This window comes from Pseudomonas putida (genome assembly GCF_001941965.1).
GTDB classification, from domain to species: domain Bacteria; phylum Pseudomonadota; class Gammaproteobacteria; order Pseudomonadales; family Pseudomonadaceae; genus Aquipseudomonas; species Aquipseudomonas putida_L.
Genome location: NZ_MKZO01000027.1, coordinates 15,650 through 27,504 on the forward strand (window position 1 = coordinate 15,650; position 11,855 = coordinate 27,504).

At 62.5% G+C, this 11,855-nt stretch carries 8 protein-coding genes; 3 read left to right on the forward strand and 5 right to left on the reverse strand.

The window, feature by feature from the left end:
• Positions 1 to 145: 145 nt before the first annotated feature.
• From PSEMO_RS16780 to metH, 4 genes are all read right to left on the reverse strand, one after another.
• On the reverse strand, positions 146 to 640 hold the full coding sequence (locus tag PSEMO_RS16780) for a DUF934 domain-containing protein (RefSeq protein ID WP_075804115.1): 495 nt from the start codon (positions 638 to 640) through the stop codon (positions 146 to 148).
• Positions 624 to 2,282 (reverse strand): nitrite/sulfite reductase, encoded by a 1,659-nt coding sequence (locus tag PSEMO_RS16785; protein WP_075804116.1) that lies wholly within the window; start codon positions 2,280 to 2,282, stop codon positions 624 to 626. Before PSEMO_RS16785 ends, PSEMO_RS16780 begins: the two co-directional genes overlap by 17 nt.
• Positions 2,283 to 2,750: 468 nt before the next feature.
• Positions 2,751 to 2,966, reverse strand: a complete 216-nt coding sequence (locus PSEMO_RS16790; protein ID WP_075804117.1) for a DUF2970 domain-containing protein — start codon at positions 2,964 to 2,966, stop codon at positions 2,751 to 2,753.
• Between the two features lie 176 nt (positions 2,967 to 3,142).
• The gene (gene metH / locus PSEMO_RS16795; RefSeq protein ID WP_075804118.1) at positions 3,143 to 6,850 is read right to left on the reverse strand and encodes a methionine synthase; all 3,708 of its coding nucleotides are present in this window, start codon (positions 6,848 to 6,850) and stop codon (positions 3,143 to 3,145) included.
• A gap of 159 nt (positions 6,851 to 7,009) precedes the next feature.
• On the opposite strand from metH, the gene PSEMO_RS16800 reads away from it, so the two are divergent.
• The 3 genes from PSEMO_RS16800 to PSEMO_RS16810 all read left to right on the forward strand — a co-directional run bounded on the left by PSEMO_RS16800 (position 7,010) and on the right by PSEMO_RS16810 (position 10,693).
• Positions 7,010 to 9,310 (forward strand): fatty acid cis/trans isomerase, encoded by a 2,301-nt coding sequence (locus PSEMO_RS16800; RefSeq protein ID WP_075804119.1) that lies wholly within the window; start codon positions 7,010 to 7,012, stop codon positions 9,308 to 9,310.
• A gap of 171 nt (positions 9,311 to 9,481) precedes the next feature.
• Entirely contained in the window at positions 9,482 to 10,066 is a 585-nt protein-coding gene (gene nfuA, locus PSEMO_RS16805) for a Fe-S biogenesis protein NfuA (RefSeq protein WP_075804120.1), read from the forward strand.
• Positions 10,067 to 10,240: 174 nt separating this feature from the next.
• Positions 10,241 to 10,693 carry a hypothetical protein gene (locus PSEMO_RS16810; protein ID WP_075804121.1) on the forward strand — a complete coding sequence of 151 codons (453 nt, stop codon included), beginning with the start codon at positions 10,241 to 10,243 and terminating at the stop codon, positions 10,691 to 10,693.
• A gap of 929 nt (positions 10,694 to 11,622) precedes the next feature.
• Here the strand turns inward: PSEMO_RS16810 and PSEMO_RS33525 are convergent.
• Complete coding sequence (locus PSEMO_RS33525) at positions 11,623 to 11,799, reverse strand: hypothetical protein (protein ID WP_178392012.1); 177 nt, start codon at positions 11,797 to 11,799, stop codon at positions 11,623 to 11,625.
• Positions 11,800 to 11,855 lie beyond the last annotated feature (56 nt).

Genomic DNA, 11,855 nt, shown 5'->3' on the forward strand with positions numbered 1-11,855 from the left:
CGGGCCTCATCGCTGGCAAGCCAGCTCCCACAAGGTCCGCGTGCACCGCTAACCCTGTGGGAGCTGGCTTGCCAGCGATAGGGCCCTCAAGAACGAAAAAGCCCCGTCAGATTGACGGGGCTTTTTCATGTCAGCGGTCGAACGATCAACGCCGACGGAACAACGGCAGCGGCTCGTCAGTCGCCGCCTGGTACGTCACCGAGAAGTCCTTCAGGCTTTCCAGCGCGTCTTCCGGGCTCTTGTCGGCACGGATGGCGAAGGCGTCGAAACCGCAACGGGCCATGTAGAACAGCTGGTCGCGCAGCACGTCGCCAATGGCACGCAGCTCGCCGGTGAACTTGTAGCGGTCACGCAGCAGGCGCGCATTGGAGTAGTTGCGCCCGTCGGTGAAGGCCGGGAAGTTCAGGGCGATGACTTGGAAATGCGCGACGTCTTCACCGATTTCCTCGGCTTCCTCGTCGCTGTCCAGCCACACGCCCAGGCCGCCATCACGGGCTTTCAGGGCATGGGCGTGTTCGCGCCAGAGTTGCAGCGGCACGATGTAGTCGTCGCAGTTGGTCAGCTCGTCGAGGGTGACTTCCTTGGGCAGCAGGTGCCAGGTTTCGTCAACGATCTGGTTGTTCTTAATGATTCGCTGCATAGACGCGCTCCTTGAAGGGGTCGATGCCGATACGCTGGTAGGTGTCGATGAAACGCTCGTCTTCGGTACGCTTTTCCACGTACACGGAGATCAGCTTCTCGATCACGTCCGGCATGGCGTCCTGGGCGAAGGACGGGCCGAGGATCTTGCCGAGGCTGGCGTCGCGGCTGGCGCTGCCACCCAGGGAGACCTGGTAGAACTCTTCACCCTTCTTGTCCACGCCGAGAATGCCGATGTGGCCGACGTGGTGGTGACCGCAGGCGTTCATGCAACCCGAGATGTTCAGGTCCAGTTCGCCGATGTCGAACAGGTAGTCCAGGTCGTCGAAACGGCGCTGGATGGATTCGGCGATCGGGATCGACTTGGCGTTGGCCAGGGAGCAGAAATCACCGCCAGGGCAGCAGATGATGTCGGTCAGCAGGCCGATGTTCGGGGTGGCGAAGCCATGCTCGCGCAGTTCCAGCCAGAGCGCGTGTAGCTCGCTCTGCTCGACGTCGGCGAGGATGATGTTCTGCTCGTGGGAGGTGCGCAGTTGGCCGAAGCTGTAGCGCTCGGCGAGGTCGGCGACCTTGTCCAGTTGCTTGTCGGTCAGGTCGCCCGGGGCGACGCCGGTGGGCTTGAGCGACAGGGTCACGGCGACGTAGCCCGGCTTCTTGTGCGCCAGGGTGTTGCGCACGCGCCAGCGGGCGAAGCCCGGGTGCTGCTGGTCGAGCTCGGCCAGTTGCCCGTCGAGGTTGTCCAGGGCCTTGTAGTCCGGGTCGACGAAGTGCTTGGCAACGCGCTGCACTTCGGCGTCGGTCAGGGTGGTCTGGCCGCCGCGCAGGTGGACCATCTCGGCCTCGACCTTCTCGGCGAAGACTTCAGGGGTCAGGGCCTTGACCAGGATCTTGATCCGCGCCTTGTACTTGTTGTCACGGCGACCGTAACGGTTGTACACGCGCAGGATGGCGTCCAGGTAGCTGAGCAGGTCCTGCCAGGGCAGGAACTCGTTGATGAAGGCGCCGACCACCGGGGTGCGGCCCAGGCCGCCACCGACCAGGACGCGGAAGCCCAGTTCGCCGGCTTCGTTGTGCACCGGCTCCAGGCCGATATCGTGCACTTCGATGGCCGCACGGTCGCTCTTCGAGCCGTTGATGGCGATCTTGAACTTGCGCGGCAGGTAGGCGAATTCCGGGTGGAAGGTGGTCCACTGGCGGACGATCTCGCACCATGGGCGCGGATCGATCAGCTCATCGGCGGCGACGCCGGCGAACTGGTCGGTGGTCACGTTGCGCAGGCAGTTGCCGCTGGTCTGGATCGCGTGCATCTGCACGGTGGCCAGTTCAGCGAGGATCTCCGGGATGTCTTCCAGGGCCGGCCAGTTGTACTGCACGTTCTGCCGGGTGCTGATGTGCGCGTAGCCCTTGTCGTAGTCGCGCGCGATCTTGGCCAGCATGCGGGTCTGGCGCGAGGTCAGCTGGCCATAGGGCACGGCGACACGCAGCATCGGGGCAAAACGTTGGATATAGAGGCCGTTCTGCAGGCGCAGAGGGCGGAATTCTTCTTCGCTCAGCTCGCCGGCCAGGTAGCGGCGGGTCTGATCCCGGAACTGCTTGACGCGGTCCTCGATGATCCGCTGATCGTACTCGTCGTATACGTACATAGGGGTCCTGTTCTCAAGCTGCTTGCAGCTAATCGCGCGCACGGCCGCGCACTCCGGATGCGGAGCCGGGGAAAGATAGCAGGTTGTATTTATGTGAAAAAGTGATGTTTTTGCATATGAAAAGAACGAAACGGACTAAGTGAGACTGGCTGTCGTTTGTAAGCGGATTTGACCATCCGCCGGGCGGTAAAAGTCCCTGCTTGAGCAATGGGCATTGCTCGACTTAACTGCTGGAGGTGTGCATTCCCATAACCACTACAAAAGAGGCGATGCAATGGGAAACCCGACCAAAACCGGCAAGACCGACAGCAGTGTCGACGCGTGGGCAATCCTCTGCCTGATCGTGCTCGTGGTCGTAACCGCCGTGTACTGGGTCAGCCATCAGTGACGGAGCGCAGTGGCTGAAAATACCGTGATCAGCAATCAACGAAACCGCCCGCGGCATGGACCCCGCGGGCGGTTTTGTTTTCAGCGCGCGGTGAGGTGCATGGCCAGTTGCACCAGTCCGTAGAGGATCAGGATGAACACCAGGGTGAAGGCGGTGCCCATGGCAATGAAATGCGAGGGCTTGCCGTGGGTGAAGTCGCGGGCGCGGTTCTTCCCGGACTGCACGCCGAAGGCGGCGGCGAGGACGCTGTGCAGGAGCTGCCAGAAGGTCGGGGGCTTGCCTTGAGGGTCTTCCATGGGCTGGGCTCTCCGGGGTGGTTTGCCCAGAGTCTAGCCTGTGGTTATGAGGTTGCTTGTACTGGCCTTATCGCTGGCAAGCCAGCTCCCACAGGGTCACTGCATATCTTGAGGCATGTGCAGTACCTGTGGGAGCTGGCTTGCCAGCGATGAGGCCTTCAGCCGCTAAGCCGATCTCAGTTTTCGTACCCGAGGTTAGGCGCCAACCACCGCTCGCTCACCGCCACATCCTGCTCTTTACGCGCGCTGTAGCTCTGGATCTGGTCCTTCTCCACCTTGCCCACGGCAAAGTACTGCGCCTGCGGATGGGCGAAGTACCAGCCGCTGACCGCCGCCGCCGGGAACATGGCGAAGTGCTCGGTGAGGAACACGCCGCTGCGACCGGTCTCGCCGATCGCGGTGCCATCGAGCAGGCGGAACAGCGTGGCCTTCTCGGTGTGGTCCGGGCACGCCGGATAGCCCGGGGCAGGGCGGATACCCGCGTACTGCTCCTTGATCAGCGCCTCGTTGTCCAGGTGCTCGTCCTTGGCATAGCCCCAGTGCTCTTTACGCACCTGCTCATGCAGCCATTCGGCACAGGCCTCGGCCAGACGGTCGGCCAGGGCCTTGACCATGATCGAGCTGTAGTCGTCGCCCTTGTCCTGGTAGGCCTTGGCCACTTCCTCGGCGCCGATGCCGGCGGTGGTGATGAAGCCGCCGACATAGTCGGTGACGCCGCTGTCCTTCGGCGCGACGAAGTCGGCCAGGGAGAAGTTCGGCTTGTTGTCCGGCTTGATGGTCTGCTGGCGCAGGTGATGCAGGCGCGCCAGCGGCTTACCGTCGTCACCGTAGACCTCGATATCGTCGTCCGCCACCTGGTTGGCCGGCCAGAAGCCGAACACCGCGCGGGCGCTGATCAGCTTCTCGTCGATCAGTTTGGCGAGCATTTCCTGGGCGTCCTGGTACAGCGCGGTCGCCGCTTCACCCACGACTTCGTCGCTGAGGATGCGCGGGAACTTGCCGGCCAGGTCCCAGGAAATGAAAAACGGCGTCCAGTCGATGTACTCGGCCAGCACCTTGAGGTCGATGTTCTCCAGCACTTTCACGCCGGTGAAGCTCGGTACCGCAGCCTGATAGTTCGCCCAGTCGTACTGCGGCTTGGCGGTGATGGCCTGGGCATAGCTCAGGCGCTCGGTGCGGGCACTGCGGTTGGCAGTGCGCTCACGCACTTCGACGTAGTCGGCACGGGTCTTCTCGACGAAGCCGGGCTTCAGCTCCTTCGACAGCAATTGCGTGGCCACGCCCACCGCCCGGGAGGCGTCGGTCACGTAGACCACCGCATCGTTGCTGTAGCGCGGCTCGATCTTCACCGCCGTGTGCGCCTTGGAGGTGGTTGCGCCGCCGATCATCAGTGGCAGGTGGAAGTCCTGGCGCTGCATCTCGCGCGCAACATGGACCATCTCATCCAGCGACGGGGTGATCAGCCCGGACAGGCCGATGATGTCGCATTTCTCGTCGCGGGCGACCTGGAGGATCTTCTCCGCCGGGACCATCACGCCGAGGTCGACGATGTCATAGCCGTTACAGCCCAGGACCACGCCGACGATGTTCTTGCCGATGTCGTGCACGTCGCCCTTGACCGTGGCCATGAGGATCTTGCCCTTGGCTTCCGGCTTGTCGCCTTTCTCTTCCTCGATGAACGGAATCAGGTGGGCCACGGCCTGCTTCATCACCCGGGCCGACTTGACCACTTGCGGCAGGAACATCTTGCCCGCGCCGAACAGGTCGCCGACCACGTTCATGCCGCTCATCAGCGGGCCTTCGATGACTTCGATCGGCCGCGCGCATTGCTGGCGGCACAGCTCGGTGTCCTCGACGATATAGGCGGTGATGCCCTTGACCAGCGCATGCTCCAGGCGTTTTTCCACCGGCAGCGAGCGCCATTCTTCGTTTTCCACTTCCTTGGTCGCGCCGCCACCCTTGTAGTCGTCGGCGATGGCGAGGAGGGCGTCGGTGCCTTCCGGGGTGCGGTTGAGCACCACGTCCTCGACCTTCTCGCGCAGCGCGGCCGGGATCTCGTCATAGATCTCCAGCTGGCCGGCGTTGACGATACCCATGGTCAGGCCGTTCTGGATCGCGTGATAAAGGAAGACCGAGTGGATCGCCTCGCGCACCGGGTTGTTGCCACGGAAGGAAAACGACACGTTGGACACGCCGCCGCTCGACAGGGCATAGGGCAGGTGGTCGCGGATATAGGCGCAGGCTTCGATGAAGTCCACGGCATAGTTGTTGTGCTCTTCGATACCGGTGGCGACGGCGAAGATGTTCGGGTCGAAGATGATGTCTTCCGGCGGGAAGCCCACTTCATTGACCAGGATGTCGTAGCTGCGCTGGCAGATTTCGCGTTTGCGCGCGGCGGTATCGGCCTGACCGACCTCGTCGAAGGCCATCACCACCACGGCGGCGCCATAGCGCTTGCACAGCTTGGCGTGATGCTTGAAGGCCTCGACGCCTTCCTTCATCGAGATCGAGTTGACGATGCCCTTGCCCTGGATGCACTTCAGGCCGGCCTCGATCACTTCCCATTTGGAGGAGTCGATCATGATCGGCACCCGGGAAATGTCCGGCTCACCGGCGATCAGGTTGAGGAAGCGAACCATGGCCGCCTGGGAGTCGAGCATCCCTTCGTCCATGTTGATGTCGATCACCTGGGCGCCGGCCTCGACCTGCTGCAGGGCGACTTCCAGGGCTTCGGTGTAGTTCTCTTCGCGGATCAGCCGGGCGAACTTGGCCGAGCCGGTGATGTTGGTGCGCTCGCCGACGTTGACGAACAGCGACTGGCGATCGATGGTGAACGGCTCGAGGCCGGACAGGCGGCAGGCTTTCGGAATGTCCGGAATCGCCCGCGGCTTGTACTTGGCCACCGCCTCGGCGATCGCCTGGATGTGCCCCGGGGTGGTACCGCAGCAGCCGCCGATGATGTTGAGGAAGCCGCTGGCGGCGAACTCCTCGACCACCACGGCCATTTCCGCCGGGGTCTCGTCGTATTCGCCGAAGGCGTTGGGCAGGCCGGCGTTGGGGTGGGCGGACACGTGGGTGCCGGCCTTGTTCGACAGCTCTTCCAGGTACGGACGCAGGTCCTTGGCACCCAGGGCGCAGTTCAGGCCGACGGAGATCGGGTTGGCGTGGCGCACCGAGTTCCAGAAGGCTTCGGTGGTCTGGCCCGACAGGGTACGGCCAGAGGCGTCGGTGATGGTCCCGGAGATCATGATCGGCAGTTCAATGCCGTCGTCCTCGAACACCTGCTGTACGGCGAAGATCGCCGCCTTGGCGTTGAGGGTGTCGAAGATGGTCTCGATCAGGATCAGGTCGGCGCCGCCTTCGATCAGGCCGCGGGTCGCCTCGATGTAGTTTTCCACCAGTTCGTCGAAGGTGACGTTGCGGTAGCCGGGATCGTTGACGTCCGGGGAGATCGAGCAGGTCCGACTCGTAGGGCCGAGCACGCCGGCGACGAAGCGCGGCTTGACCGGGGTTTCCAGGGTCTTGGCGTCGGCCACCTGGCGGGCGATGCGTGCGCCTTCGACGTTCAGCTCGTAGACCAGTTCTTCCATGCCGTAGTCGGCCTGGGAAATCTGTGTGGCGTTGAAGGTGTTGGTTTCGAGAATGTCGGCGCCGGCGTCCAGGTAGGCCTTTTCGATGGCCGCGATCACGTCCGGACGGCTGAGCAGGAGCAGGTCGTTGTTGCCCTTGACGTCGCTCGGCCAGTCGGCGAAGCGCGTGCCACGATAGTCGCCTTCCTCCAGACGGTAGCTTTGGATCATAGTACCCATGCCGCCATCTAGAATCAGGATGCGCTCTTTGAGTGCTTGCTGAAGTGCTTGTAAACGAGCGCTGCGGTCAGACATTGGAACTACCTGGGTCAGACAAAGACGAAAGTTGCGGGATGATAACAAAGCTGCGCGGTTTTTTGATGCGTGGCACATTTGCATGAATTTCATTCATGTTGGCACCGCGGCCCACCGGTAGAATCGTGAAAAGCCTTTTGAAACCAGGATATACGGCACATGGTGCATCGCTTGATTGCCGCCGCCTTCGCACTGTTCACCAGTGGCGCGGCGTTGGGGCAGGGACCCCAGAACACTGCAGCGATCTCCTATACCCGGGACATCCAGCCGATCTTCACCGAGAAATGCGTGGCCTGCCACGCCTGCAACGACGCCGCCTGCCAGCTCAACCTCGGCAGCGCCGAGGGCGCCAGCCGCGGCGCCTCGAAAATCCCCGTCTACCAGGGCGACCGCAGCCAGGCGGTGGCCCCGACCCGGTTGTTCTATGACGCCAGCGGCCCTGCCGCGTGGAACAAGCTGGGCTTCAGCTCGGTGCTGGACAGCCGTGGCAGCCAGGCCGCGCTCATGGCGCGCATGCTGGAACTGGGCCACGCCAAGCCGTTGGTGCCCAATGAAAAGATCCCGGACAACATCGTTCTGGGTCTGAACCGCGAGAACATGTGCCCGCTGCCCGGCGAATTCGATGCCTATGCCAAGGCCCATCCGCAGGAAGGCATGCCGCTGGCGGTCACCGGGCTGACCGATGCCCAGTACCGGACCCTGCAACGCTGGCTGGCCCAGGGCGCGCCGGTGGAGCAGAACCCGATCAGGCCGAGCGCCAACGAAGCGGCGCAGATCGCCGACTGGGAAGCGCTGCTCAACCGTCCCGGTTCCAGCGAGGCGCTGGTGGGGCGCTGGCTGTACGAGCACCTGTTCCTCGCCCATGTGCATTTCGTCGGCGGCGAGCCGGGGCATTTCTTCCAGTGGGTGCGTTCGCGCACGCCAAGCGGCCAGCCGATCGACCTGATCGCCACCCGCCGCCCCAATGATCCGCCCGGCACCGACTTCTATTACCGCCTGATGCCGGTGCAGGGCGTGATCGTGCACAAGACCCACATCACCTACCCGTTGGGGCCCAACAAGCTCAAGCGGGTCAAGCAGCTGTTCTACAGCGGTGACTGGCACGCCACTTCGCTGCCGGGCTACGGTCCGCGTCACCGTTCCAACCCGTTCGAGACCTTCGAAGCGATCCCGGCGGTGGCGCGCTACCAGTTCATGCTGGATAACGCCGAATACTTCGTCCGCACCTTTATCCGCGGCCCGGTGTGCCGTGGCCAGATCGCCACCGACGTGATCCGCGACAACTTCTGGGCGCTGTTCCAGGAGCCGGCCCACGACCGCTATATCACCGATGCCAAATACCGCGCCGAAGCCACGCCGCTGCTGGCCATGCCCGGGCAGATCGACGACGTCGGCAGCATCCTCAGCCTCTGGCATGCCTACCGCGACAAGCGCAACGATTATGAAAGCCTGCGCCGCGACACCTACGCCGAAATGCCGCCGCCGAGCTGGTCGACCCTCTGGGCCGGCAATGACAACGCGCTGCTGAGTATCTTCCGGCACTTCGACAGCGCCTCGGTGACCAAGGGGCTGATCGGCGACGTGCCGCTGACCATGTGGCTGTTCGACTACCCGCTGCTGGAGCGCACCTATTACCAGTTGGCGGTCAATTTCGACGTGTATGGCAACGTCTCGCACCAGGCCCAGACCCGCCTGTACTTCGACCTGATCCGCAACGGCGCCGAGGTCAACTTCCTGCGCCTGCTGCCGGCGGACAAGCGTGGCGCGATCCTCAGCAACTGGTACCAGAACAGCGGCAAGGTGAAGATGTGGATGGACTACGAGGACATCGACACCGACACACCGAGCGCGCTCAAGCTCGATCCGCATCATTCGGTGCGGGATTTCGGCCTCAAGCTGATCGAGCGCAGCGGCAGCCTGAATGCAGCACCCGACCCGATCAACCGCTGCACGGGCGCCTACTGCTCGCGGCCGCAGATGAACGAAGAGTTCCGCGATGTCGAGCAGTCGCTGAGCCGCCTGGCGTCGCGGCCGGCGGCGGGGCTCAAGGTGATCGGCCAGTTGCCCGAGGCGACCATGCTGCGCATCGAAGGGCAGGATGGCAAACGGCAGGTCTACAGCATGCTGCGCAACCGCGCGCACAGTAACGTCGCCTTCATGCTCGGCGAGGCGTACCGCTACCAGCCGGGGCTGGACACCCTGACCCTTTATCCGGGGGTGATGAGCAGCTATCCGAACTTCATGTTCAACGTTCCGGCCAGCGATGTGCCGGAGTTCGTCGAGGACATGGAAGCGGCGCGGGACGACAAGGCGCGCTTCGAGCGCATCGTCATGCGCTGGGGCGTGCGGCGCAGTCATCCGCAGTTCTGGCAGTACTTCCATGACCTGAACAGCTACATCAAGGAGACCGAGCCGGTGGAGGCTGGGGTGCTGGATATGAACCGCTACGAGAACCTTTAGAGCCGCAAGCCATAAGCTTCAAGCTGCAAGAAAGGGCGGGGCCGCCGCAGACTGCTTTCTCTTGCCGCTTAAAGCTTGAAGCTTGTGGCTTTTCTATCCCGACCTAATTGCTAGGACTTTGTTCGCCGCCGCGCATGGCGTAGACTGCGGACAAGTCTGTGAGGAAATTCCATGAGCGCCATAACCATTACCGACGCCGCGCACGATTACCTGGCCGATCTGCTCTCCAAGCAGAACACCCCGGGTATCGGTATTCGCGTTTTCATCACCCAACCCGGCACCCAATATGCCGAGACCTGCATTGCCTACTGCAAGCCAGGTGAAGAAAAGCCGGAAGATACCGCGCTGGGTCTGAAAAGCTTTACCGCCTACATCGATGCCGTGAGCGAACCCTTTCTCGATGACGCCGTCGTCGACTACGCCACCGACCGCATGGGCGGCCAGCTGACCATCAAGGCGCCGAACGCCAAGGTGCCGATGGTCAACGATGACAGCCCGATCAACGAGCGCATCAACTACTACCTGCAAACCGAGATCAACCCGGGCCTCGCCAGCCACGGCGGCCAGGTCAGCCTGATCGACGTGGTCGAGGACGGCATCGCCGTGCTGCAGTTCGGCGGCGGCTGCCAGGGCTGCGGCCAGGCCGACGTGACCCTGAAGGACGGTATCGAGCGCACCTTGCTCGAGCGTATCCCGGAGCTGAAGGGCGTGCGTGACGTGACCGACCACACCCAGAAAGAAAACGCCTACTACTAAGTCGGTGTAAGCAGCGACGCGGACCCTGTGGGATCGGGTTCACCCGCGATTGCGATGGTGCATTCACTATCGTAATCGCGGGTGAACCCGCTCCCACAAGGTCCGCGTCGTTTTGTTTTTTGCGGTATGGCAATATGATGTCGATCTCCGCATTCAAGCACTATCAGGGACGACATGCAGCCACTTCGCATCCGCAAATTCGCCAACGGCTACCTCTACAGCGCCTCCACGTTCGGCGGCCCGGTCAACGGCATCGTGCCCATGGGCACGGCGCAGTGGGTCGGTGGCACACTTGAAGTCACCGAGGACCTGCTCTGGTTCGGCGCCAACATGATCAACCGGGTAGCGGTGGGGGATGTCAGCGAAGTGCATATCCCGACGGCCGATATCGTCTCGGTCGAGTACCGCTTCGGCTGGTTCACCGGCATCGTCGTCGTGCGCCATGTCCATGGCGAGTTCACCTTGCGTTGCTATGGCGCGAAGAACCTGGTGGCGACGTTGCATATGTTGTTCGTCGCGCCCAAAGACAAGTGGGCCCACGAAGCTGAATACGGCGAACCTGAGCCAGCCCCGGCCCCGGGGCGCTCGAGGGCAGGGGCCAGGCCTGTGCCGGGACGGCGTAACTGAGCGGCCCCTTATTGGTTAATGGCCCCTACGCCCCTGGCAGTCACCAGGCAGGCGAGAGAACGACGCGAACTCTGTGGGAGCTGGCTTGCCAGCGATTTGGTCGGCATTGACAACGATGTTGTCAGGTCTGGCCTTATCGCTGCATAGGTATCTACACATCTCTCAGACCCATGCTGGGCGCTCTGGCTCTGGCTCTGGCTCTGGCTCTGGCTCTGGCTCTGGCTGTTGCTTTTGATCTGGCTTTTGATCTACCGCGACTTCAGGAAGCAGTGCGGAGGGAAGGAACCCGGAGCGAAGCGTAGGGCCGGATGCAGGAGCGGAGGCCTTTTGCTTACTTTTGGGCCTTTTGTAAGCCGCCGTAACGGCGGAAGGGTGATTCTGGGGCGCTGCATGTAATGGATATGCCCCCGATTTCCGCACCCGTCGCTTCGTGCTCAGGTCCTGATTTTGCGAGCATATCCATTCATGATGGTGACATTTAGTCACCTTTTCGCCCTTACGGCGACTCCCTTTTGGAAAGGCCCAAAAGGAAGCAAAAGGCCTCCCGGCCCGCATCCGGCCCTACGCTTCGCTCCGGGTCCCTTCCTTCCGCACTGATTCCGGGGGCCGCGCCATACGGGCTCCTGCCCTATGGCGCTTTCCGGGCCATCCATGGCCCTCCACCCCCTCCATCAGCGCTCCACTCAGCCTCCTGAAGGCCGGGACAATCAAGATCAAGATCAAGATCAAGATCAAGAGCCAGAGCCAGAGCCAGAGCCAGAGCCAGAGCCAGAGCCAGAGCCAGAGCCAGAGCCAGAGCAACAGCACTCAGCATGGAGACTGAGAGATGTGTAGATACCCATGCTCATCGCTGGCAAGCCAGCTCCCACAGGGTCCGCGTCGTTTATGCTATTGGTGTGACAACTGGTGCGCCACATCAATACATGATTTCACAGCCCTCTCAGGTAGTGCTCCAGGTCTTCAAGGTCGACTTCATCAAACTCCCCAGCATCGAGTTGCATGACACCGATCAAGGTGCTGGCACGTAGTGCGTCCAGTTGCCTAGGCTGCAGCTCTTCGATGGAGTTCTCGACCGGGTCGGGAATGATGGTTCTGCGAGTGACCATGGATGTCCTGCTTGGCTCGAGAGGCATGGCGACTTATGCCACAGCCCCCAGGATTG